Raw genomic sequence first — 24843 nt, 5'->3', positions numbered from 1 at the left:
TTATGTCTAGTTTTGATCAAGCTGTAGCGCTTATGGAACCTATTTCTGCGGCAGAAGCCCGCAATCGTATTGCTGCTCAAGAGAAGTTTATCCTTTTTATCGGCCGTCCGACCTGCCCATTTTGTCGGCGTTTTGCGCCTAAGCTGGGTCAGGCAGTGCAAGAGACAGGCGCAGCTGTTGCTTATCTAAACAGCGAGGATATGTCACAAATTGAGGATATTCAAGCCCTTCGCAATCGCTACGGCGTAGCCACAGTACCCGGACTTCTGGTCTCTCAAAATGGTTCTGTAAAAGTTGTTTGTGATTCATCATTAACACCAGAAGATATCAAAGATTTTATGGGTTAAAGCAAAGCTATAAAAGGGTGCCTACATTCCGTCCCTTTCTATAAGTATCATAAAAATTCCTAACAGTTCATCAATCTGCTAGGAATTTTTTTGTTTATGATATTAGCGTCGCGGTCTTATAGTTCTGGAAAAAGTTTTTCAATAACTCGAGTTGAAACAATCTGTCCGGGCCCTTGAGCACAGTAGGTATGCATATACATGAGAGGGTTGAAGTTGAGCTCGATACAGGTAGCGTTGGCAGCCTCTTTGGAGTAGGGCTCTCGATAATCAGGGATGATGAGATCCACACCGCAGACCCAGGCGTCCATAGCTTCTGCCATTTGAGCAGCTAATTCTAGGTAACTGGGATGCATCTGCTCGGTCATGTCAATCGAATCTCCGCCAGTTGAAATGTTGGAATTCTCCCGCAGGTTAATACGGCTATCCTTGTCTGGGATACTGTCGAGCGTGTAACCTTGCTGTTCCAACATCAGCAGTTCAATCTCTCCCAGCTCAATTTTTTCTAAGGGTGAACGGTGGCCAGTGCCGCGCAGAGGATTGCTGTTTTTCTTGTCAACCAGCTCTTTGATGGTAGAGTGTCCATCGCCAATGACATTGGCTGGCTGCCGTAAAAGAACAGCCAGAGTCCTCCCCTCTAAAACGAAGAAGCGATACTCAGTTCCAGAGACATAGTCCTCAACCAAAATGCTATCGTCTTCCGCAAAAGCTAGCTTCACAGCCTTTGCATAATCCTCTTGACCGACACTGTCTTTAAAAATAGAGATTCCCAGTCCAAAATTTGTACTCTTAGGTTTGATGACAATCCCCCTCTTATGACTGAAGCGGGCAAAATCATCAAGGGCATCTTCCAAGCAGTGAAATTCAACCCCATCTGGAACTGGGAAACCAGCCTTGCTTAGAATTTTTTTAGTAACGGTCTTATTTTCCATGGCTAAGGGAACGATATAGCTATCCTTAGAAGTCATATTCCCATTTTTGACATATTCGGTATGATTCCCAAGGGATAATTTGAGGAATTGATCACTTTCGTCCAAGATTTCCAGCTGAATCCCCTTTTGAATGACATCAAACATGATAAGCTGGGTTGATAGTTCCATGCTTTCAAAACCCTTGAGAGCATAAGGGGCCTGCCAAGCTAGATTGCTGAAAATCTGTCCTTGTTTGCGGCCAAATTCTTCTAAAGAGCCCCCTTTGATTTCCTTGGCCAGCCGACCGCCGATGGTTAAACTAGGGTCTGCCAATTGGGTTTCCAGCTTGTCGACCAGCTGGCTATAATAAGGAGGTAGGCTAAAGTGTTCAATAACGGCTCGCATGGCCTGCAGAAGGTCCTTGACGGGGGCCTGATTAGGCAGGGGCTCGAGAGGATTGGCTTTGGCAATGTGTTCATTCAGCTTTTCAGCAGCAGCCAGTTCCTTGTCAACTGCTTCAGGGCCATCCAACCAAAGCAGAGCTAAAGCCAGAAGGTGAACGGTGTCCAACGTTTCTTGAGTAATTCCCTGCTGGTCAAAAGGATCAATGTCAAAACAGCGGAATTCCAAGTAGGTAATGCCTTGTTCCAAAAAGTCTCGGCTGCGTTTTGAGCCGCGTAGGCGAACTGGCGAGTAAAATTCTTTTTCTGCAATCAACCGCCCATCAGCCACACAGGCCTCAATATCTGCTACATACTGGTTTAGGCTGCTGTAGGAAATTTTGACAGATTCATGGTTAACATAACCCAGAGAACTGTTACGAATAGAGCGAACAGAGCCATCCAAATCGTGGTCAAAGAAGCCTTTTTCTGCAACCGGACTTGCTCCATAAAGATAGGTCAGGAACCAGCGATATTTGATAAAGTTTTGAGCCAGCTTGAGGTAAAGATCATTTTTAAAGGCAACCAAATCCTGATAGTCACTTTGCTGGAATAGCTGATTCAGCAAGTCGGTTCCCAGTCCAAAATTATAATGAATACCCGAGATAGTCTGCAATCTTTTACCGTAGACTTTAGCGAGATGCTCCCGATATTCCCGTTCAAAAGCATCCTCTAAGTGAGCAATAACGATCTCGTCTTCGCTAACCTGCGGTGGCATAGACAGAGGCCAGAGGTAGTCTTCTTTAGCGATGGAACGGCCAGCGACATCTGTGATAGCCCGCAAAAAGCGGCGTGCTTCCGTGGTCGATTGGCTGATTGGTGTAATCAGTTCAATCTGAGGCTCGCTGTAGTCGGTCTGAACATAGGGATGAAAATTGCGTGAGCCCAGCCGATCAGGGTGGGATCTTTGGGACAGGCGGTTACTTTGGCGGTCAATCCTCAGACTTTCATGTTCCAGTCCAAAAGTCCCTTGGAGAATAGGGAGGTTGGTGGAGCTATTTTGTAGGATTTGGTCGACAGTCATAAAATCTCCTCTTCTAGCAGTTCTTATATCCTATTAAATGAAATAATCAGTCTACCCCCACTATACAACGAAATACCTTGGCATTCAAACGTTGGCTATAGATTAGTCATAGTTTTTTCTTATGGCAGGAGAAATGGTTTCATCAGGAAGAAAAAACTAGAAAGTTCGGCTTTTACTTACAAAATGATATTATAAAAAGTTTTTCCTTCACTTTTAGCCAATTTCATTGACCAAATCTTGAAAAAAAGTCAGAAATTTCCTATAATAAGATGTTGTAGAAAGCTGATAGGTGAAAGTCCTATCGTCTATTTTCCAGAAAGGTGAGAGGGTCTTATTCAGCCCCTCCAAAGTATTTATATGACATCAGTAGTAGTCGTCGGAACCCAGTGGGGAGACGAAGGTAAGGGAAAAATTACAGATTTTTTGAGTCAGGATGCAGAGGTCATCGCCCGCTATCAGGGGGGTGATAACGCCGGTCACACTATTGTGATTGATGGCAAGAAGTTCAAGCTTCACTTGATTCCATCAGGAATCTTCTTCCCAGAAAAACTGGCAGTTATTGGCAATGGCGTTGTGATCAATCCGAAGTCTTTGGTGAAAGAGTTAGATTATCTTCATGCAGAAGGTGTCAGCACTGATAACTTACGCATTTCAGATCGGGCTCATGTTATTCTCCCTTATCATATTAAATTGGACCAGCTGCAGGAGGCCGCTAAGGGAGATAATAAAATCGGAACAACCAACAAGGGTATCGGCCCTGCCTATATGGATAAAGCAGCCCGTGTCGGGATTCGTATTGCTGATCTTTTAGACAAAGACATTTTTGCGGAACGTTTAAAAGTTAATTTAGCTGAAAAAAATCGGCTCTTTGAAAAGATGTATGAATGTTCTCCCCTTCAATTTGAGGATATTTTCCAAGAATACTATGACTATGGCCAAATCATTAAGGACTATGTCACAGATACTTCTGTCATATTGAATGATGCCCTTGACAGTGGCAAACGCGTTCTTTTCGAAGGAGCGCAAGGAGTGATGCTGGACATCGATCAAGGAACTTATCCTTTTGTCACCTCATCCAATCCCGTTGCTGGTGGCGTAACCATCGGTTCTGGTGTTGGGCCAAGCAAGATTAACAAGGTTGTCGGAGTTTGCAAGGCTTATACCAGTCGCGTTGGAGATGGTCCTTTCCCGACAGAATTAAATGACGAAACGGGTGATCGTATTCGGGAGATTGGCCATGAATATGGGACAACAACAGGTCGCCCGCGCCGGGTTGGCTGGTTTGACTCCGTTGTCATGCGCCATAGCCGCCGAGTTTCAGGGATTACTAATCTTTCGCTGAATTCTATTGATGTTTTATCGGGCTTAGATACGGTGAAAATCTGTGTCGCTTACGATTTAGACGGTGAACGCATTGACCACTACCCAGCTAGCTTGGAACAGCTCAAACGCTGTCAGCCAATCTATGAAGAATTGCCGGGGTGGTCAGAAGACATTACTGGTTGCCGCAGTCTTGATGAACTGCCGGAAGCCGCCCGCAACTACGTTCGCCGTGTCGGTGAACTGGTCGGCGTCCGCATTTCGACCTTCTCAGTCGGACCGGACCGCGACCAAACTAACATCTTAGATAGTGTTTGGGCGAATATCTGATTAAGGGACAAAGCTGTTAAGTGACTTGAAGAAAATAGGAGGTTTGTACTTTTTTCAAATCCTTGTGGCGCGTTCAGTTATATAAAATATAAAGTAATGAGTTGTTTAAGAAAACTATTGCGCATTTATTGGCATAGACAAGAAAAACCTCGACTAGTTTAAACACTAGTCGAGGTTTTTATCAGTCTTACCACACTTACCGCTTAGCCATGGTGACAAAGGTAAATTTATCAGGGCGGTAACTAATGGTACCGTATTGAAAGAGCTGGCCGTTTGAGAGATAGGTCAGGCTGGTGACAACCGCTACCATATTGAAGTCGCCAAGATCCATATTATCCTTTTCTTCCTGAGTAGCGTAGCGGAAGGAAATTTCTCGACGAGAATGGGTGATTTTTAATCCCAGCTGATTTTCTAAATACTGATAGATGGACGTTTCGGCGATCTCTTTATTAAGATAGGGAACTACCCGACGGTCGAAGTAGGAGAGTTCAAACTCCAACCTTTCATCATCAATCAGACGGCTGCGGCTAACACGGTAAAAATCAACACTGTCATCAACCTTGAAGATATCCATCAGCTCTTGCTCTCCTTGAACAATGTAGAGATTGTCTAGCTGAGTTTTGATATCCAGATGTTCATCGCGGTTGAGTTCATCAGAGGTTTTGATTTCAGAGAGATAGTTATTTTTAGTGCGGCCGTGCTCCATGACGATAGAATTGCGGCCTCGCATCTTTTGGATGTAGCCATCCAATTCCAAGAGCGATAAAGCCTTACGAATGGTGTCCTTGGAGTAGCCATAAATGGCCATCAATTCATTTTCGGTTGGCAATTCTTGATTGGGCTGGAGCTTGCCTTCTTCAATTTGTTTTTTTATATCTTCATAGACCTGCTTGTACTTGCTCATCATCATTATATCCTTCAGTTTTATACGATTATTCTACCATAAATTATCGTTAAAAACCAGTTTAATACGTATCAAAGAAAGAGTAGAAAAAAGAATTACGTAAAACTATTGACAAAAGAAATCGCTTCCACTATAATGAAGACTGTAAAATGAAACTTTAAGACCGTTCCGGCGAGCCTAAACAAAGCTCTAGTCTGGTAATTATGGAGGATATTTATGAGAAAACGAAAAAGCGGTGTCTTGATGCACATAACGTCACTGGCAGGAGACAGGGGGATCGGTAGCTTTGGGCAGGCAGCTTATGATTTTGTCGATTTTCTAGTGGAGACCAAGCAAACCTATTGGCAAATTCTGCCACTGACCACGACCAGCTATGGAGATTCCCCCTACCAATCCTTTTCAGCTATTGCTGGTAATACCAATCTGATTGACTTAGATATTTTGCTTGATCAAGGTTGGCTAGAAGAGGAAGATTTAGCAGGCCTTGATTTTGGAGACAATCCTAATAAGGTTGATTATGGCCTGCTTTTTGAGGTTCGACGTCCTCTTTTGGAAAAGGCCGTAAAAGCCTTTTTAGTGGATAAAAATGCCCAAGAGGCTCTGGCTAAATTTGAAAAGGATAATCAATCTTGGTTAGCTGACTATGCGGAATTTATGGCCATCAAGGAGCATTTTGGACTTAAGGCCCTGCAAGAATGGGATGATAAAAAAGCTATCCAGCGTGATCAAGCAACCCTAGTCAAGCTGCGTAAAAACTTGGCAGATACCATTGCCTATCACAAAGTGACTCAGTATTTCTTCTTTGAACAGTGGCAGGCGCTTAAGGTCTACGCCAATAGAGCAGGGATTGAAATTATCGGTGATATGCCAATTTATGTTTCGGCTGATAGTGTGGAAATGTGGACCCAGCCTCAACTCTTCAAGGCTGATGATAATCGTAAACCACTCTATGTAGCGGGCGTACCTGCCGATGAATTCAGCGATGAAGGTCAATATTGGGGCAATCCTATTTATGATTGGGAAGCCCATAAGAAGACTGGCTATGCTTGGTGGATTTACCGCATGGAAGAAACCCTCAAGCTCTATGATGTTATTCGGATTGACCACTTCAAAGGTTTTTCTGATTTCTGGCAGGTTGATGCCAGTCATGATACGGCTAAGTACGGGACCTGGCAGTCTGGCCCTGGTTATGAGCTCTTTGCAGCAATCAAGGAAGCGCTTGGCGACTTACCTATTATCGCTGAAAACTTAGGTTATATTGATGAAAAAGCTGAGAAACTTTTAGCAGACACAGCCTTCCCAGGCATGAAGATCTTGGAGTTTGGCTTACAAGGGCCGGATGAAAGCAATGTCGATTTGCCACACTTCTACACGAGTCACTCAGTAGCTTACACAGGCACCCATGATAATGAAGTAGTGCGCGGGTGGTATCAGGGCTTAAGCGAAGAAGCAAGAGCCTATACTGACCGTTACACCCATCGGGCACCGGGAGAGCCCGTGACACAAGCACTGCTACGAACCCTCTACGCATCGGTTAGCGATATTGCCATCGCCGCCATGCAGGATGTTCTTGATTTGCCGGCCTCCAGTCGGATGAATACGCCAAATACCGTCGGTACCAACTGGCAATGGCGGATGACAGCCGACCAATTAACGGATGATAAGAAAGAATTTTTAAAGACTATTACAGAAACCTATCACAGAGGATAAGAAAATGAGTATTACACAGTATATAGAAGAAAAACAAGGGACTAAGCTAGCAGATTTGGATAACAAGGCCATCTATTTAGCTCTGATGGACTATGTTAAAGAGAAGGCTAGTCAGCTTCCTAAAAATAGAGGTAAACGCAAGGTCTACTACATTTCAGCTGAGTTTCTAATCGGGAAGCTCTTATCCAATAACCTTATTAATTTAGGAATTTATCAAGAAACCAAAGAAGCCCTAGCAACAGTTGGGAAATCCATTACCCAGATTGAAGATGAAGAACTAGAACCATCCCTTGGAAATGGCGGACTGGGGCGTCTAGCCTCTTGTTTCATTGATTCTATGTCAAGTCTTGGTATCAATGGTGAAGGTGTTGGACTTAACTACCATTGTGGCCTTTTTAGACAGGTCTTCCACGATAATCAGCAAGAAGCTGAACCCAACTACTGGATTGAAGATGACTCTTGGTTGGTACCGACAGATATCAGTTATAACGTGCCTTTTAAAGAATTTACTCTCAAGTCCCGCCTGAATCGTATCGATGTGCTGGGTTACCACAAGGATACTAAAAACTACCTCAATCTCTTTGATATCGATGGTTTGGACTACGACCTAATTGAGGATGGCATTACTTTTGACAAGGCACAAATCCAAAAGAACCTAACCCTCTTTCTCTATCCGGATGATTCAGATAAGAACGGTGAGCTTCTGCGGATTTATCAACAGTATTTTATGGTCTCAAATGCGGCCCAGCTTCTGATTGATGAAGCCTTGGAACGTGGTTCTAATCTCTATGACTTGGCGGATTATGCCTATGTCCAAATCAATGATACTCACCCATCCATGGTTATTCCAGAACTCATTCGACTCTTGACAGAGAAACATGGGATTGATTTCGATGCAGCAGTGGCTATCGTCTCTCAAATGGTCGGTTACACCAACCACACTATTTTGGCGGAAGCCTTGGAAAAATGGCCTCTGGATTATCTCAATGAGGTAGTACCACATTTAGTGACTATTATTGAAAAACTGGATGCCTTGATTCGAGACAAGTACAGCAATCCAGCCGTGCACATTATCGATAAAGACCAACGTATCCACATGGCCAACATGGATATCCATTACTCGACCAGTGTCAATGGGGTTGCTGCTCTTCATACGGAAATCCTGAAGACTAGTGAACTTAAAGATTTCTATCAACTTTACCCTGAGAAATTTAATAACAAAACTAACGGTATTACTTTCCGCCGCTGGTTGGAATTTGCCAATCAAGATTTGGCGGCCTATCTCAAAGACCTGATTGGTGATAGCTATCTGACCGATGCTATGAAATTGGAGAAACTCTTGGCTTTTGCTGATGATGAGAGAGTTCAAAATCATCTGGCTGAAATCAAATTCAATAACAAGCTAGCCCTTAAGCGTTACCTCAAGGATAATAAGGGGATTGATTTGGATGAGCATTCTATCATTGACACTCAAATAAAACGTTTCCACGAGTATAAGCGGCAACAGATGAATGCCCTCTATGTTATCCATAAATACTTGGAAATCAAGCGAGGCCATCTGCCTGAGAAGAAAATTACCGTCATCTTCGGTGGTAAAGCAGCGCCGGCCTACACCATTGCTCAGGACGTCATCCACCTTATTCTCAGTCTGTCAGAGTTGATTAACAATGACCCTGAAGTTAGCCCTTACCTTAATGTACATCTGGTGGAAAATTACAATGTTACTGTAGCTGAGCATCTGATTCCAGCAACCGATATCTCAGAACAAATTTCTTTGGCCTCTAAAGAAGCTTCAGGTACAGGAAACATGAAGTTTATGCTCAATGGTGCCCTGACCTTAGGGACCATGGACGGAGCCAATGTCGAAATCGCCGAGCTGGCTGGGAAGGATAATATTTATAGCTTTGGTAAGGATTCTGATACCATCATTGACCTTTACGCTAAGTCTGGTTATGTTTCTAAAGATTATTATGACAAGGATGCTGAAATTAAAGAAGCTGTAGACTTTATAGTTAGTCCTGAACTTAAGACGGTCGGTAATGAAGAACGGCTCAACCGCCTTCATCATGAATTGATTTCTAAGGACTGGTTTATGACCTTGATAGATTTAAAAGACTACATTGCAACGAAAGAAAGAATGGTGGCAGACTATCAAGATCAAGCAGCTTGGAATTGTAAGGTTATCCATAACATCGCCAAGGCTGGTTTCTTCTCTTCTGATCGGACCATTGCTCAGTACAATGAAGATATTTGGCATAGCTATTAACCCTTGACCTTACAAGGAGAAAATAAATTGGCTGGAAGCTAAGGCTTCTGGCTTTTTAAATACCATACAGTGAGACTTTTATTTCGGAATTGAATTGAAAAAAATAAAAAGAATTCCGTAAAACATATTGACAAAAGAAAGCGCTTACGGTATAATGAAAAAGTCTTAAGGAGATTAAGGGAATTATTTACTAATTCCCTTATGAAAGGAGTGTGGAGATGAATCTATTAAGCTTGAATGTTCATGCTTGGTTAGAAGAAAATCAAGATGAAAAGCTTGAACATTTAGCGGAAACGATTGCTGAGAAAAATTACGATGTCATCGCTCTGCAGGAAGTCAATCAGACGATCTCAGCACCAAAAGTTAGCGGAGAGCTGGGAAAGGATAATTACGGCTTGATTCTGCTTGATTTGCTTAGGCAGAAGGGATTGACGGCTTATTCTTACCATTGGTCAATGTCTCATATTGGTTATGATATCTACGATGAAGGAATTGCCATTCTGACCAAATACAAGGTTTTAGAAGCTGAGGGCTTTTACACTTCAAAAAGTCAGGATATTCATACCATTGATTCGCGGAAAATTATTCGGCTCAAGCTGGAAGTTAATAATAGGTTGTTGGAAGTTTATTCCTGCCACATGAATCTACCGACTAGTCAAAGAGAAAGTCAGATTGATAATTTGCAAAGATTAGTTAACCATTCTCATTTCTCTGGGCTTAAAATTTTTATAGGAGATTTTAATACCGATGCCCTTGGCAATCCAGAAGACTACCAAACCATCCTTGATCAGGGGCTGCTGGATACTTACCAGCTGGCTAAGAAAAAGGATTCTGGCGTGACAGTTTCCCAATCCATTGATGGTTGGAAAGGCCAAAAGCAGGATAAGCGTCTGGATTATATCTTCGTCAATCAAGAAATTTCAGTCCAATGCAGTCGGGTCATCTTCAATGGCCAGAACAAGCCAGTCGTTTCCGACCACTTCGGATTAGAAGTGACTTTGAAGATTTAAGGGACAAGAATTCGACCGAACAATTTATGAAAGACCTTGGTTAGCAAATTCTAGTTTGCTCGCTGGGCTTCTAATTTTCCATCATCTTAATAGTTTAATGTCACTAAACTCGAACTAAATTTCTTAGAAAAAAGATAAACTATCTTGTATCTCGCTGAGACTGCACTAGTTTCCCATTTTCTAAGAAATTTTCGCAAGACGAAATGGTTCTTGGTAATATATATACACAAAGGAGTAGCTTTACATGAAAAATCTTAAAAGCTTAGCTAGTTTCGAATTTTGGCAAAAATTCGGGAAATGTTTAATGGTTGTTATCGCTGTCATGCCTGCTGCAGGTTTGATGATTTCTCTCGGTAACTCTCTTGCTTTGATTGCCCCCAATAATACAACTTGGACACAAATCACCAATCTGATTTCTCAAATCGGTTGGGGTTTCCTTAACAATTTGCATCTGCTCTTTGCTTTAGCTATTGGTGGCAGCTGGGCTAAGGAAAAAGCTGGCGGTGCCTTTGCTGCAGGTATTTCCTTTATCCTGATTAACTTAATTACTGGTAACTTCTATGGAGTAACCACTGACATGTTGGCCGATGATAAAGCGGTTGTTCACAATATTTTTGGCGGCACCATGCGAGTTGCTGACTACTTTATCAATGTCCTTAACCAGCCAGCCCTCAACATGGGAGTCTTTGTTGGTATCATCGCTGGTTTTGTTGGTGCGACCGCCTACAACAAGTACTACAACTTCCGTAAGCTTCCGGATGTTTTGACCTTCTTCAATGGGAAACGTTTCGTACCATTTGTGGTTATCCTGCGTTCTGCTATTGTTGGTCTTGTCATGGCTATCTTCTGGCCATTGGTCCAAACAGCGATCAACAACTTTGGCCAATGGTTGGCTAACTCACAAGATACTGCCCCATTTTTGGCGCCATTCCTTTATGGAACTCTAGAACGTCTGCTTCTGCCATTTGGTCTGCACCACATGCTGACTATTCCTATGAATTATACTCAGCTTGGCGGGACCTATCACTCAATCACTACGGGCAAAGATGTCCTTGGACAAGACCCGCTGTGGTTGGCTTGGGTAACTGACTTGATTCATCTTAAAGGTTCTCACCCTGGACAGTACCAACATTTGTTGACTCATGTCACACCTGCTCGTTTCAAAGTGGGTCAAATGATTGGTGCATCCGGTATTCTGATGGGAATGACTGTTGCTATGTACCGTAATGTTGATCCTGATAAAAAGAAAAAATACAAATCAATGTTCATCTCAGCAGCAGCGGCAACCTTCCTGACAGGGGTTACAGAGCCTCTTGAATACATGTTCATGTTTGCTGCAATGCCACTCTACCTTGTCTATGCCTTTATCCAAGGCTGTGCCTTTGCTATGGCTGACCTTGTTCATTTGCGCCTCCATTCTTTTGGTAATATCGAACTCTTAACCCGTACCCCAATGGCTATTAAGGCTGGTCTGGGTGTAGATGTCATCAATTTCATTTGGGTATCTGTCCTCTTTGGCCTGATAACTTACTTTATCGGTAACTTCATGATTCAAAAGATGAATCTTGCAACTGCTGGACGTAACGGCAATTACGACAGCGAAGAAGTTGATGAAGCCATCCATGCCAACAACGGCGATGCTAATACTTCTGTTGATTCCCAAATCGTTCAAATTATCAATCTACTTGGTGGTCGAGACAATATTGACGATGTTGATGCTTGTATGACACGCTTACGTGTAACGGTTAAAGATCCAGAACAGGTTGGCGACGAAAATGACTGGAAGAAAGCTGGTGCCCTCGGTCTAGTTGTCAAAGGGCATGGTGTTCAAGCCGTTTATGGGCCTAAGGCTGATGGTCTTAAATCTGACATCCAAGATTTGCTTGATTCCGGTGCTCGTATCCCAGTGGTTGACTTCTCTAAGAAAGAAGACGTTGCTGCCCCTGAAAATACCTTCAAGGGCGTGACAGAAAATGTACTCTCTGTTGCTGAAGGGGAGATCATCCCAATCGACCAAGTTAAAGACCCAGTCTTCTCTGGTAAGATGATGGGGGATGGCTTCGCAGTTCAACCAACAGATGGCAATATTTACTCACCAGTAGCTGGTGTGGTTACGAGTGTTTTCCCTACGAAACACGCTTATGGCCTCCTGACTGATGAAGGCCTAGAAGTTCTGGTTCACATTGGTATTGATACCGTTAGCCTTAATGGAATTCCATTTTCGCCTAAGGTGACAGATGGTCAACGTGTAGAAGCTGGCGATCTTTTAGCAGTAGTTGATTTAGAGGCTCTAGAAGCCGCGGGTAAAGAAAAATCTGTCATTGTTGTCTTCACGAATGCGGCAGAAGTTAAATCCGTTACCCTAGAAAACTTAGGCAAACAACCAGCTAAGACTTTAGCCGCTAAGGTTGAAATCTAAGAGAAAGTCTCAGTCTATCAAGAAAAAAGCTTGTTAGCCTCAGGAAAGAATGTTTAAGAAGTCGGACTGGCCGACTTCTTTTTTAGATGCAAATCTGAGTGACATCTTTTTCATATTTTGATAGAATAGTAAGGCTAAAATCGCCCTTGCAAGGGGCTTACAAGGGAGAACTATCAATGACTGATGTACCGATTAAATATCGTCTGATTAAAAAAGAAAAACACACAGGTGCCCGCCTAGGGGAAATTATCACCCCGCATGGCACCTTTCCAACTCCCATGTTTATGCCAGTGGGGACTCAGGCGACGGTCAAGACCCAGTCACCTGAGGAACTTAAAGAAATGGGATCAGGGATTATCCTCTCCAACACCTACCACCTCTGGCTGCGTCCGGGAGACGAGCTGATTGCTGAGGCTGGTGGTCTCCACAAGTTTATGAATTGGGACCAGGCTATCCTGACAGATAGTGGCGGTTTTCAGGTCTACTCACTAGCTGATAGTCGTAATATTACAGAAGAAGGCGTTACGTTCAAAAACCATCTCAATGGGGCTAAGATGTTCCTCTCACCTGAGAAAGCCATCTCTATCCAGAATAATTTGGGATCAGATATCATGATGTCTTTCGATGAGTGTCCTCAGTTCTACCAACCTTATGACTATGTTAAAAAATCCATCGAGCGTACGAGTCGTTGGGCTGAGCGTGGTCTCAAGGCCCATCGCCGCCCGCATGACCAAGGCCTCTTTGGGATTGTGCAGGGAGCCGGATTTGAAGATCTGCGCCGGCAATCGGCAGCTGACCTTGTCAGCATGGACTTTCCTGGTTATTCTATTGGGGGTCTAGCTGTTGGAGAAAGTCATGATGAGATGAATGCGGTCCTAGATTTCACGACCCCGCTCTTGCCAGAAAATAAACCCCGTTATCTTATGGGCGTCGGAGCACCAGATAGCTTGATTGACGGAGTTATCCGAGGAGTAGATATGTTTGACTGTGTGTTACCTACTCGTATCGCCCGTAATGGGACTTGCATGACCAGTCAGGGACGTCTTGTGGTCAAAAATGCTGCCTTTGCTAAAGATTTTGGACCTTTAGATCCAGATTGTGAGTGTTATACATGCCGAAACTATTCACGCGCCTATCTGCGTCACCTGCTTAAAGCAGACGAAACCTTTGGTATTCGCCTGACCAGCTATCACAATCTTTACTTCCTAGTCAACCTAATGAAGAAAGTTCGCCAAGCTATTATGGATGACAACCTGCTGGAATTCCGACAAGATTTCATGGATCGTTATGGTTATGGTAAAAATGGCCGCAATTTCTAAACAAAACAATCACTCCTCATAAGGGGAGTTTTTAATCGCCCTATTTGTTAACCTCTATAAAAAAATAAGTTGACGAGCAAAAACTAAGATGGTAGTATAAGATTATACTTAGGAGAAAAAAATGCTAGAAATTTTAGGCTTAGATTTAGATAAAGCAGGTCGTTGTCAACACTACTACGGTCCCAATGATGTTCTTGCTTTGAAGTGCCGGGACTGCCAGAAATTTTATGCCTGTTACCAATGCCATGATGCTCTTTGCGACCATCCCTTTAAAGCTATGGATAAACGGGAAGTAAAATTGGTCCTTTGTGGCAATTGCCGGAGTCTCTTGAATTGGCAGGATTACCAGACGGGAGCTTGTCCTTCTTGTCACCACGTTTTCAATCCCAAATGTTCTTACCATCACGATATTTATTTTGAATAGAATTGAACCCGCCTACACTTCTGCGAAAAAAGACCCACCTGTCTTGAATTTATAGGATTCATTGTCCGGTTTGCTTTTCTTCGGAGTGCTTGACAGTTTAGTATCTTATGAAAGGAAGTCTTATGAAGACTAAAGATTTGGCTGCGATTGCCATGATGACAACGCTTCTAGTCGTTCTCAGTTATATTCCAGGAATTCCTTTGGGCTTTATTCCTGTTCCTATTGTTTTACAGAATCTAGGAGTCATGCTGGCTGGCTGCTTGTTAGGCGGTAAAAAAGGAAGCTTATCGGTTTGCTTACTCTTTTTAGTCGGCTTGGCTATTCCGGCTTTTTCTGGCTTTACTACAACTATTCAGGTTCTCATTGGCCCAACCGCTGGCTATGTTTGGACTTGGCTATTGGTTCCTCTCTTGCTCGACTGGGGGCTGTCTCATCTGCGAAAAATTACGGCTTTGACCAGTTTTATTGTCATCTGGTTGACTGGTGTTTTTTTCGTTGACTTACTGGGTGGTCTCTATTTGGCGGTCTATACAGGGATGTCGATCTTTACAGCGGTCGTTTCCAGTAGTCTCGCTTTTATTCCTGGGGATAGTCTTAAAGTTTTAGTAGCGACCCTTGTTTTTCTGCGTTTTCATAAAATTTCAGCAAGTCATAAGTCTTAGAAAAATTTTTATCTGTCGCCGTCCTTTGAGGTCAGGCGACTTTTTTACATTGACAACCCCCATCAAGCGTAATAGAATAGTAGTATTAAACTGTATAAATGACAAAAGGGTTTAAAAGATCAACCTATCTGCCCTTTGAAATTGATAGTGAAGGAGTTTACTGTGAAAACAAGGAAAGATTTAAAAGAGCAAGCAAAAACAGCCCTTCGAGGGAATTGGCCCTGGGCAGTTGGGGTCCTTTGGGTTCCAACTATCATTCTGGGACTCATCTCCACCTTCTTGCTGGGAGTGCTGGCTCTGGTTTGGAGAGCAGCTTCATCAGATTTTACTGCCACATCTAATGTTGTCCTGATTTTTATCGTAATGGCTTTCTTGCTGCTGGTGCTCTTTACCTTCTTTGCCTCTGTTGGTATAGGTGCCGGAGCCAGTTATGCCTACTTGGATTTGATTCGTGGTCGTAAGCAATCCTTTAGAGAAGCGGCAACTTATGCTTTCAAGGAGCAGCGCTTCGATAGTATTTTTGGGGTCGTTTTGATGACTGCCATTTATACTTTACTTTGGATGGTGCTTTTGATTATCCCTGGCTATATGAAAGCCGTGTCCTATTCCCAAGGACTTTTCATCCTCAAGGATGATATGGAAGCAGGTAAGGGAATTACCACAACCTCTGCTATTACCAAAAGTAAAGTGATAATGGAAGGACACAAGAGAGATTACTTCATGCTCATCTTGAGTTTTTCGAGGTGGTTCTTGGTGCCGGCAATCTTTGTTGCTTTGTCAGTTTTCCTTTTCGCCAATCAGCAAGTGGTTTGGGGGGCTTTCTTTTTCCTTTGCTATTTCCTTACTCTGGCTGTTTGGATTCCCTATGTGGCAACAACTCAAGCAGCTTTCTATGAAGATTTGATCCATCAGGAACAGCCCAAGGAAATTGTCCAGCTTGAAGAAAAACTAGCCAATGCTAAGTTAGAGGCTGATAAAGCTATGTCGGATTATAATGACCGTATCGCCGACCGTAAGGCTGATAAGAAAAAGGCTCACGACAAAAAGATGGCCAAAAAGTTGAAGGCTAAGAAGGAACGTGAAGAACAGCGTCGTGAAAGAGTTGCTAAGAAACGTCGAGAGCGTGAAGAAAAAGAAGCGAAAAATCCTAAAAAGAAAGCGTCTAAAAAATCCAAAGTGGCCGATAAGCAGCCTGTTGAGTCCAAAAAAACAGAAAAACTGTCTAAAAAAGTAGAGGATGCTAAGCCAGAAACTCAAGAAGAATCTAATAAGAAAATCATTAAGGCTGAAAAAGAAGTAACAGAGCAAACAAATCAATCGTCCAAGAAGTCAGGACCTAAGTCAGATAAGGTTCATCACTCAACGTCTAAAAAGCCTAAGACCAAAGCCAAAAAGAAAAAAGGTAAGAAACGTAAGTAATTGTCTAAACTTTTTGTATTTGTGAAAAAGTAAGGTAATCAAGCCGTCTAAAACTAAGTACTTAAGGAGTGGGATAGGCAGCTGCAGTCAAACTACCCTATTTAAAACAGAGTGGGACTCAATCAGTAAACCGTGATTTATCACGGTTTTGATTTTCCTCGCTCTCCCGTTTTAAGGCTCAGGCCTCTGCCACTTTCTTATTTTTAGGTGGCAGGCTTTGGCAGTCTATCCCCAGATTGCCAAAGTCCACTGGAGCATTTTGACACTTGCTTTGCAAGCTTTATTTCCCGATTAAAAAGCTCTACCAGAGCGTTTTAACCCACCTTCGCACAGCTCAAACATATTAAGATTAGTAGTGATAAACTCCCCCGACGGGAGACAGTCCTCACTACTTTTTCTTTATGATAAAGTAGAGGAGTCTTGTTAAGTCGTAAGACCTTTTGAGGTTGGAAATAAGATGAACAAGCTTCATCAGATTAGTAACCTCCAACAGTTTGGAAAACTGTTGGAGCTATCACTTACGTGGTAATTAAACAGTCCTGTAGACTGTTTAAGGGGTGCCTGAAAATGAGACTGCGCCCTAGCCCCAAGATAAGGATCGCCAATCAGCAGTGGTTCATTGGTGCTAAAGCACCTAATGAACTGTGCAGGAGTAAGACTTGTTGGCATAGCCAACAAGTCTTACTCCCAGCCACTGCGTCAATCTAGTTAAATCTATAATCATGTTAATGAGACAGGACCTTGTCCAGTCTTTTTTTGATTTGGTCTTGGCTAAGGGAACTTATGGTTTAAATATGCTATAATATAAGGGCTAAATTGGCCAAGGCTAGGTTGAAAGTTGATCCAAGGGCCTAGGTCAAATGCTACAAGTATCGTCAGGAAACTCGTCATTTTAGGAAAAAACGGGAGTCAGTCATGTCAGAGCTATTTAAAAAATTGATGGAACAGATTGAAATGCCGCTTGAGATGAGACAGTCTCAGGCCTTTTTGTCTGCTGATATCAAGGAAGTCAAGGTACATGCCCTTAGTCGTCAATGGGATTTTCATTTTAGTTTTGAGCAAATTTTACCGATTGCGCTCTATCAAGAGCTGGCTTATCGTCTTGTTTCGACCTTTAAGGCAGCAGATATTAAAGCTACCTTTACCATTGAGGCAGAAAATAGAGATTTTTCTGATTCTGATTTATTACAGGCCTACTATACAGAGAGTTTTAATCACCCCCTCTGCTCCAGTGCCAGCTTTCGCTCGAGCTTTTCAAATCTGACAGTCACCTATGATCCAACCAAGGAACAGATTCTTATCCATGCTCCAGGCTTTTTGAATAATGACCATTTTAAACAAAACCATTTGCCCAAGCTGGAACAGCAGTTTGCCCAATTTGGTTTTGGTCAGGTCTCTTTTGCCATTGAGGTTGATGAGGATAAGACGCAAGAGCTTACCCAAGCCTTTGAGTCCAGTCGACATAAGAAGATTGAGCAGGCTCAGGAAGAAAATGCCCAAGCGGTTGCTTCTTTGGAAGCTTCTATGCCAGCTCAGGAAGAGTCAGCGCCGGCTCCTCAATTTGATTACAAGGAAAGAGCAGCCAAACGTCAAGCTAGTTTTGATAAGGCGGAAATCACGCCTATGGTTGAGATTGAGACTGAGGAAAACCGCATTGTCTTTGAGGGAATGGTTTTTGATGTGGAACGCCGGACGACGCGGACCGGCCGGCACATCATCAGCTTTAAGATGACCGACTACACTTCTTCCTTTGCTATGCAGAAGTGGGCTAAAGACGATAATGACCTCAAAAAGTACGACATCATTGCCAAAGGAGCCTGGCTCCGAGTTCGAGGAAATATTGAAAATAACCAATGGACCAAGACTTTGACCATGAATGTGCAGGATGTGAAGGAAATTGTCCACAAGGAACGCAAAGATCTTATGCCTGAAGGACAGAAGCGGGTTGAGTTTCACGCTCATACTAATATGTCTACCATGGATGGTCTGCCTACGGTTGAACACTTGATTGACAAGGCGGCTAGTTGGGGCCATACAGCCGTTGCTATTACCGATCATGGCAATGTGCAGAGCTTCCCTCATGGCTATCATCGAGCCAAAAAGGCTGGTATCAAGGCCATCTTTGGTTTAGAGGCTAATATCGTTGAAGACCGGGTGCCAATCACCTATAATGAAGTGCCTATGGACTTACATGAAGCGACTTATGTTGTCTTTGACGTAGAAACCACGGGGTTATCTGCTGTTAACAATTCCTTGATTCAAATTGCGGCTTCCAAGATGCACAAGGGCAATATCATTGATCAGTTCGATGAATTTATCAATCCTGGACATCCTTTGAGTCAATTTACGACAGATTTGACAGGGATTACGGATAACCACCTTAAAGATGCCAAGCCCCTCTTGCAAGTTTTGCAAGAATTTCAGGAATTTTGTAAAGACACTGTCTTGGTAGCCCACAATGCCACCTTTGATGTAGGCTTTATGAATGCTAATTATGAGCGTCATGATCTGCCTACCATTACTCAGCCCGTTATTGATACTCTAGAGTTTGCCCGCAATCTCTATCCTGAATATAAGCGCCATGGTCTAGGGCCTCTCACTAAGCGTTTCCAAGTTGCCCTGGATCACCACCACATGGCCAACTACGATGCGGAAGCGACTGGACGTCTGCTCTTTATCTTCATCAAGGAAGCGCGTGAAAATCGTGGTATCAGTAATTTAGCTGATCTTAATACGAAATTAGTATCGGAAGATTCCTACAAAAAAGCCCGTGTCAAACATGCCACTATTTACGTGCAAAATCAGATTGGTCTTAAGAATATTTTCAAGCTGGTCAGTCTGTCTAATGTTAAATACTTTGAAGGTGTAGCTCGGATTCCCAGAACAGTGCTGGATCAGTATCGAGAAGGCTTGCTTTTGGGGTCGGCCTGCTCAGAAGGGGAGGTCTTCGACGCTGTTCTTTCCCATGGGGTCGATAAGGCTCTCGAAGTGGCCAAGTATTATGATTTTATCGAGGTCATGCCACCAGCCATCTATCGCCCTCTGGTTGCCCGTGAGCTTATTAAAGATGAAGAGGGAATTCAGCAGGTTATCCGTGACTTGATTGAGGTTGGTCGCAAACTCAATAAGCCAGTTCTGGCAACAGGTGATGTCCACTATCTTGAGCCGGAAGACCAGCTCTACCGAGAAATCATCGTCCGCAGTTTGGGTCCGGGGGCTATGATTAATCGTCCAATCGGCCGAGGTGAAGATGCCCAACCCGCCCCCCTGCCGGATGCCCATTTCCGAACTACCAATGAAATGTTGGATGATTTCTCCTTTTTGGGTGAAGACTTAGCCTACGAAATCGTTGTAACCAATACACAAGAATTTGCGGAACGGTTTGAAGAAGTGGAAGTCGTCAAGAATGATCTCTATACGCCTTACATTGATAAAGCCGAAGAGACTGTTGCGGAAAAAACTTATGCCAGAGCCTTCGAAATTTATGGCAATCCTCTGCCGGATATTATTGATCGCCGTATTGAAAAGGAATTAACTTCTATTTTGGGAAATGGTTTTGCCGTGATTTATTTGGCTTCCCAAATGTTGGTTGATCGCTCCAATAAGCGTGGCTATCTAGTCGGTTCACGGGGGTCTGTTGGATCTAGTTTTGTGGCGACCATGATTGGGATTACCGAGGTCAACCCTATGCCGCCTCATTACATCTGCCCAGACTGTCAGTATTCAGAATTCATCACCGATGGTTCGGTTGGATCAGGTTTTGACTTGCCGGACAAAGATTGTCCAAACTGCGGTCACAAGCTAACTAAGGATGGTCACGATATTCCCTTTGAAACCTTCCTAGGATTCGATGGAGATAAGGTTCCCGATATCGACCTTAATTTCTCTGGGGACGACCAGCCATCTGCACATTTGGATGTCCGTGATATCTTTGGTGAAGAATACGCCTTTCGGGCTGGGACCGTTGGCACAGTCGCCGAAAAGACAGCCTACGGCTTTGTCAAAGGCTATGAGCGCGATTACAATAAATTCTACCGTGATGCTGAAGTGGACCGTTTAGCCATGGGATCAGCCGGCGTTAAGCGGACAACGGGTCAGCACCCTGGCGGTATCGTTGTTATTCCAAATTATATGGATGTCTATGATTTTACGCCGGTCCAATACCCTGCTGATGATACCTCAGCAGAATGGCAAACAACCCACTTTAATTTCCACGATATTGATGAAAATGTCCTCAAACTCGATATTCTGGGCCATGATGATCCAACCATGATTCGTAAGCTTCAGGACCTGTCTGGAATTGATCCTACAGATATTCCGGCCGATGACCCAGATGTCATGAAACTCTTCTCAGGTACGGAAGTCCTTGGTGTTACAGAAGAACAAATTGGTACCCCGACAGGTATGCTGGGAATTCCAGAATTTGGTACTAACTTTGTTCGGGGGATGGTTGATGAAACTCATCCGACAACCTTTGCTGAATTGCTCCAGCTCTCTGGACTCTCTCACGGTACGGATGTTTGGCTGGGCAATGCCCAAGATTTGATTAAAGAAGGCATTGCTACTCTTTCAACAGTTATCGGCTGTCGGGATGATATCATGGTTTATCTCATGCATGCAGGCCTTGAGCCTAAAATGGCTTTTACGATTATGGAACGGGTTCGTAAAGGACTTTGGCTTAAAATTTCTGAGGAAGAGCGCAATACCTATATTCAAGCGATGCGGGATAATAATGTGCCAGACTGGTACATCGAATCTTGCGGTAAGATCAAGTACATGTTCCCTAAGGCCCATGCAGCGGCCTATGTTATGATGGCCCTACGGGTAGCCTACTTCAAAGTGCACTATCCTATCTATTACTACTGTGCTTACTTCTCTATTCGGGCTAGAGCCTTTGAACTCAAGACCATGAGTGCCGGACTGAGTGCCGTTAAGGCCCGCATGGAAGATATTGCAAATAAACGCAGGAATAACGAAGCTTCTAACGTTGAAATTGACCTTTATACCACCTTGGAAATTGTCAATGAAATGTTGGAGCGAGGCTATAAATTCGGTCAGTTAGATCTTTATAACAGTGAAGCAACTGAATTCAAGATTGAAGGTGATACCCTGATTCCGCCATTTGTCGCTATGGATGGTCTTGGTGAAAATGTTGCTAAACAAATTGTTGCTAGCCGCCAAGAAGGAGAGTTCCTGTCTAAAACCGAGCTGCGTAAGCGCGGTGGTGTTTCAGCAACCCTAGTCGAAAAAATGGACGAAATGGGTATTTTAGGTGATATGCCAGAAGATAATCAGCTATCTTTATTTGATGATTTCTTTTGATTATTTACAGCGATTGCTTCAGTGGGGTGCAACTCCTTCGCTAATAGCCAATGCAACACTGATCGGTTGCCTTTCATACCGTCAGCTGTTAAACAACTTATAAAATTTAGGGAAACCATCTAGCATAAAAATCTATATAAGTATGACAGCTAATGTTAACTCGCGAAAGGAAAACAGTACGAAGGTCGAACAAGAAGGGAGATTTCAATGCAATTAGATATCAAATGGGATGACAAATCCAAAAACGAACATTTTGATTACCATTTAGAAATTTCTGGTAAGCAGGCTTTTGGGGTAACCATAGTCATCTGTGGGACAGTTATTCTAGGAAAATGTTTGAAAACTATATACAGCAATAAACACCACTAAACATTTAGCATAAAGTGGTCAGGACAGACAATTTTTCTTTTGAAATTTATTTGTCATTACATCAAGCTTCTTGATATAAAAAGTAAAATCGAACACATTAGAATTTTCACCTTTAAAAATCTAATCGTGTTCGGTTTTTAATATTACTGTCGGATTATGGTGCGTCATACCCTTTGAAAGTCAAAACGATAGGCCGTTGCTTCAGACGATACTAAGTAAAGCAACAGGTTAGTAAGGAAACAAGGTAAGTTAGTAGGGGATTTGCTTTCGTTAAGGTTCCACAGGCCCTGACGTGTTAAGCCTGATAGTAGCGGATTTAACCAAGGCTCCGCCTTGTCTATTTTGTGATTTTCAGAAAGTATAAACTGATGAAGCACATGATATTGTCTGTGAGAACGCTGCTCAAAGATGTCTATTCCAGCCTCGAAAGCCTCAAGAAGTCAACTCGCTTGCTTGACGTACTTTTTAGTGCTACAATGAATGAAATTGGATGTCATTTTAGGAAAGAATTACTAATTAGTGCAAAACGTTTGACAGGAAAATTCTTTCGCTCTACAATAATCACACCCTGCTTAATAGCTGGCGCATTTGAGTCAAATTTGCGCATGTGAGCAGAGAAGAACGTAGAAAGGAAGCCTTCCCTAACAGACCCTCTATAACCTGAATCTAGATTTTTCATAATTCCGAGAAGTCTAGATTCTAAAGCTTAGTGGCTAAATGCCTCTTCTGCTTAGGTTGTTCTGTCTCGTTTTGTTGGTTTTAGGAGAACGTCCATGACAAAATTTAAGAATTCTGCTGTCAAGAGTATGGTTGTAATGCGTAAGGCATTTCGAACTATTGATACCAGAGTTTCCGCAACTTTCCGTGATTTTGATTTAACACCTGCTCAATTTAGTGTCTTAGATGTCCTTTATGCTAAGGGTCCTCTGCGTATTGGTGATCTGATTTCTAGTATCTTATCAACGTCAGGCAATATGACCATTGTCATTAAAAATATGGAAAAAAATGGCTGGGTCCAACGTCGGGTCAGCAGAAAGGACCATCGCGCCTATATTATCTCGATTACAGATAAAGGGCGACGCATTATAGAAAAAGCTCTACCGGCTCATATTGAGGCCGTTGAAGAAACCTTTAGCGTTTTGACTGAAGATGAGCAAAACCAATTAATTGAACTTTTGAAGAAATTCAAAACTCTTAATGATAAGGACTGAGCAAATTACTGTGCAGTCTTTTAATTTAATGCTATTATTACTACATAGTAATAATATGCAGGGCAGTTTTATGTCAAGCATTACTAAAAAATCTATTTCAAAAGGAAAACCAAAAAATGAAAAATATTCTTTTTATCGTTGGCTCTCTTCGTGAAGGGTCCTTCAACTATCAAATGGCTGAACAAGCTGAACAAGTTTTAGCTGAAAAAGCTAAGGTGTCTTATCTGGACTGGTCGCAAGTGCCAATGTTTAATCAGGATCTTGAAACACCAGTCTTGCCGGCTGTTCAAGCTGTTCGCGATGCCGTTGAAGCAGCAGATGCTATCTGGATCTTCTCACCAGTTTACAACTTCTCAATCCCAGGTTCTATTAAGAACCTTTTGGACTGGTTGTCACGTGCTAAAGATCTTTCAGATACGACAGGTGTTTCAGTCCTTCAGGACAAAGTTACAACAGTTTCTCTCGTAGCTAACGGTGGTACTGACCAGACAGCAGAAATTTACCGCAACCTTTTGCCATTCATCCGTACTAATTTCGTTGACGAAGTGACGACTTCTCGTGTTAATGATTCGGCTTGGGCGGATGGTCAATTCGTTGCTGAGCAAGAAACCCTGGCACAGCTGAACAAGCAGGCCGATGCTCTTCTAGCAGCTTTGGCTGACTGATACTAAAGCAATAGAAAAGAGAGTGGGACAGAAGTCAATTTTTTATATAAATTGACTTCGTCGTCCCACCTCTGCACAGTTGATTAGGATGGCCGCTAACAATTGCGGAGTAGTTAAACAGTCCAGTGGACTGTTTAAGGGGGTACCTGAAATGCCAAGATAAAGACTCCCAATTACTGCGTCAAACTGTTATTACTGAAAAAATAGAAGGCTGGAATATTTTTTTCCAGCCTCTTTTTGAAAGCTGAAAACATCTTCCAGCAAGTAGAATTAGAAAGATTTCAAGATTTTTGAAACCATCAAACGGGTACTGTACTCCTCTACTTTATTGTTTTACATAAGAAAGGTAAACAAGATAGCTACTAGATTATTGAAAAGACAGAGGCTGTAGCCTATTCATCACAGTTACAAAACCAATCACAAATCTCCTGTCTTCGTAAATACTTTGGACTTCTGGAGAAGGAAACAAGGAAGGTTGATGAAAAGTTGGAGAAAACCAAAAAGTAGAGAGGCAAAGCCCCTACCCTCCAATCATTTTGGCCAGCTATCACAACTTAAAAGCCTTTTAAGAAGGCATTGCAGGAAATATCTTTTTCAACCATAGGAGCAAATCACAGGTAAAAAAGATGGGGTAAAGGCAAAGGGCATGCCAAGTTTAATGCTGCCTGACTAGCCGAGGTCGTTGTAGGGCTAGCCATCCTCATCACAAAGCCACCGATAGATAAATTTAACAGCTAATAACACCGCGATACCAAAGACGTAAAGACCATATAT

The 24843-nt window shown here is 42.8% G+C and carries 16 protein-coding genes; 14 read left to right on the top strand and 2 right to left on the bottom strand.

Annotated elements, in window-relative coordinates; translation table 11 throughout:
- Positions 1-2: 2 nt before the first annotated feature.
- On the top strand, positions 3-347 hold the full coding sequence (locus ACFSN5_RS09400; RefSeq protein WP_165329424.1) for a thioredoxin family protein: 345 nt from the start codon (positions 3-5) through the stop codon (positions 345-347).
- Between the two features lie 116 nt (positions 348-463).
- On the opposite strand, the gene gshAB is transcribed toward ACFSN5_RS09400, so the two are convergent.
- A complete protein-coding gene (gene gshAB / locus ACFSN5_RS09395) occupies positions 464-2719 on the bottom strand; it encodes a bifunctional glutamate--cysteine ligase GshA/glutathione synthetase GshB (RefSeq protein ID WP_165329425.1) in 2256 nt (751 codons plus the stop codon).
- 357 nt (positions 2720-3076) lie between these two features.
- Here gshAB and ACFSN5_RS09390 point away from each other — a divergent pair, with 357 nt between their 5' ends.
- Positions 3077-4369: an adenylosuccinate synthase gene (locus ACFSN5_RS09390; RefSeq protein WP_165329426.1), complete on the top strand. Its 1293-nt coding sequence runs from the start codon at positions 3077-3079 to the stop codon at positions 4367-4369.
- 196 nt (positions 4370-4565) lie between these two features.
- Here ACFSN5_RS09390 and ACFSN5_RS09385 read toward each other — a convergent pair whose 3' ends face one another.
- A complete protein-coding gene (locus tag ACFSN5_RS09385; RefSeq protein WP_004226876.1) occupies positions 4566-5276 on the bottom strand; it encodes a UTRA domain-containing protein in 711 nt (236 codons plus the stop codon).
- A gap of 213 nt (positions 5277-5489) precedes the next feature.
- On the opposite strand from ACFSN5_RS09385, the gene malQ reads away from it, so the two are divergent.
- The 12 genes from malQ to ACFSN5_RS09325 all read left to right on the top strand — a co-directional run bounded on the left by malQ (position 5490) and on the right by ACFSN5_RS09325 (position 24069).
- Positions 5490-6983, top strand: a complete 1494-nt coding sequence (malQ, locus tag ACFSN5_RS09380) for a 4-alpha-glucanotransferase (protein WP_165212242.1) — start codon at positions 5490-5492, stop codon at positions 6981-6983.
- Positions 6984-6987: 4 nt separating this feature from the next.
- The gene (gene glgP, locus ACFSN5_RS09375) at positions 6988-9249 is read left to right on the top strand and encodes a glycogen/starch/alpha-glucan family phosphorylase (protein ID WP_165212244.1); all 2262 of its coding nucleotides are present in this window, start codon (positions 6988-6990) and stop codon (positions 9247-9249) included.
- Positions 9250-9467: 218 nt separating this feature from the next.
- The gene (locus tag ACFSN5_RS09370; RefSeq protein WP_165212246.1) at positions 9468-10259 is read left to right on the top strand and encodes an endonuclease/exonuclease/phosphatase family protein; all 792 of its coding nucleotides are present in this window, start codon (positions 9468-9470) and stop codon (positions 10257-10259) included.
- 244 nt (positions 10260-10503) lie between these two features.
- Positions 10504-12678, top strand: a complete 2175-nt coding sequence (locus ACFSN5_RS09365) for a PTS transporter subunit IIBC (RefSeq protein WP_165212248.1) — start codon at positions 10504-10506, stop codon at positions 12676-12678.
- A 176-nt stretch (positions 12679-12854) separates the two neighbouring features.
- The gene (gene tgt / locus ACFSN5_RS09360) at positions 12855-13997 is read left to right on the top strand and encodes a tRNA guanosine(34) transglycosylase Tgt (protein ID WP_165212250.1); all 1143 of its coding nucleotides are present in this window, start codon (positions 12855-12857) and stop codon (positions 13995-13997) included.
- Between the two features lie 121 nt (positions 13998-14118).
- Positions 14119-14421 (top strand): CHY zinc finger protein, encoded by a 303-nt coding sequence (locus ACFSN5_RS09355; RefSeq protein ID WP_165212252.1) that lies wholly within the window; start codon positions 14119-14121, stop codon positions 14419-14421.
- Between the two features lie 122 nt (positions 14422-14543).
- Positions 14544-15083: a biotin transporter BioY gene (locus ACFSN5_RS09350; protein ID WP_165212254.1), complete on the top strand. Its 540-nt coding sequence runs from the start codon at positions 14544-14546 to the stop codon at positions 15081-15083.
- A 162-nt stretch (positions 15084-15245) separates the two neighbouring features.
- Positions 15246-16502: a DUF975 family protein gene (locus ACFSN5_RS09345; protein ID WP_165212256.1), complete on the top strand. Its 1257-nt coding sequence runs from the start codon at positions 15246-15248 to the stop codon at positions 16500-16502.
- Positions 16503-17417: 915 nt separating this feature from the next.
- A complete protein-coding gene (locus ACFSN5_RS09340; protein ID WP_165329427.1) occupies positions 17418-21824 on the top strand; it encodes a PolC-type DNA polymerase III in 4407 nt (1468 codons plus the stop codon).
- Positions 21825-22031: 207 nt separating this feature from the next.
- The gene (locus tag ACFSN5_RS09335) at positions 22032-22193 is read left to right on the top strand and encodes a hypothetical protein (RefSeq protein WP_165329428.1); all 162 of its coding nucleotides are present in this window, start codon (positions 22032-22034) and stop codon (positions 22191-22193) included.
- 773 nt (positions 22194-22966) lie between these two features.
- Positions 22967-23404, top strand: a complete 438-nt coding sequence (locus tag ACFSN5_RS09330) for a MarR family winged helix-turn-helix transcriptional regulator (RefSeq protein WP_004225599.1) — start codon at positions 22967-22969, stop codon at positions 23402-23404.
- Between the two features lie 116 nt (positions 23405-23520).
- On the top strand, positions 23521-24069 hold the full coding sequence (locus tag ACFSN5_RS09325) for an NADPH-dependent FMN reductase (RefSeq protein ID WP_165329429.1): 549 nt from the start codon (positions 23521-23523) through the stop codon (positions 24067-24069).
- Positions 24070-24843 lie beyond the last annotated feature (774 nt).

Origin of the sequence: Streptococcus tangpeifui, assembly GCF_044503215.1 — a bacterium.
GTDB lineage: Bacteria > Bacillota > Bacilli > Lactobacillales > Streptococcaceae > Streptococcus > Streptococcus tangpeifui.
Note: the sequence above shows the minus strand (reverse complement) of the source record. Positions and strands in the feature narration are given on the sequence as shown.

Excerpts from the sequence above, each read along its gene's own strand:
- ACFSN5_RS09400 (WP_165329424.1), top strand. The coding sequence starts at position 3 with ATGTCTAGTTTTGATCAAGCTGTAGCGCTTATGGAACCTATTTCTGCG.
- gshAB (WP_165329425.1), bottom strand. The coding sequence starts at position 2,719 with ATGACTGTCGACCAAATCCTACAAAATAGCTCCACCAACCTCCCTATT.
- ACFSN5_RS09390 (WP_165329426.1), top strand. The coding sequence starts at position 3,077 with ATGACATCAGTAGTAGTCGTCGGAACCCAGTGGGGAGACGAAGGTAAG.
- ACFSN5_RS09385 (WP_004226876.1), bottom strand. The coding sequence starts at position 5,276 with ATGATGAGCAAGTACAAGCAGGTCTATGAAGATATAAAAAAACAAATT.
- malQ (WP_165212242.1), top strand. The coding sequence starts at position 5,490 with ATGAGAAAACGAAAAAGCGGTGTCTTGATGCACATAACGTCACTGGCA.
- glgP (WP_165212244.1), top strand. The coding sequence starts at position 6,988 with ATGAGTATTACACAGTATATAGAAGAAAAACAAGGGACTAAGCTAGCA.
- ACFSN5_RS09370 (WP_165212246.1), top strand. The coding sequence starts at position 9,468 with ATGAATCTATTAAGCTTGAATGTTCATGCTTGGTTAGAAGAAAATCAA.
- ACFSN5_RS09365 (WP_165212248.1), top strand. The coding sequence starts at position 10,504 with ATGAAAAATCTTAAAAGCTTAGCTAGTTTCGAATTTTGGCAAAAATTC.
- tgt (WP_165212250.1), top strand. The coding sequence starts at position 12,855 with ATGACTGATGTACCGATTAAATATCGTCTGATTAAAAAAGAAAAACAC.
- ACFSN5_RS09355 (WP_165212252.1), top strand. The coding sequence starts at position 14,119 with ATGCTAGAAATTTTAGGCTTAGATTTAGATAAAGCAGGTCGTTGTCAA.
- ACFSN5_RS09350 (WP_165212254.1), top strand. The coding sequence starts at position 14,544 with ATGAAGACTAAAGATTTGGCTGCGATTGCCATGATGACAACGCTTCTA.
- ACFSN5_RS09340 (WP_165329427.1), top strand. The coding sequence starts at position 17,418 with ATGTCAGAGCTATTTAAAAAATTGATGGAACAGATTGAAATGCCGCTT.
- ACFSN5_RS09335 (WP_165329428.1), top strand. The coding sequence starts at position 22,032 with ATGCAATTAGATATCAAATGGGATGACAAATCCAAAAACGAACATTTT.
- ACFSN5_RS09330 (WP_004225599.1), top strand. The coding sequence starts at position 22,967 with ATGACAAAATTTAAGAATTCTGCTGTCAAGAGTATGGTTGTAATGCGT.
- ACFSN5_RS09325 (WP_165329429.1), top strand. The coding sequence starts at position 23,521 with ATGAAAAATATTCTTTTTATCGTTGGCTCTCTTCGTGAAGGGTCCTTC.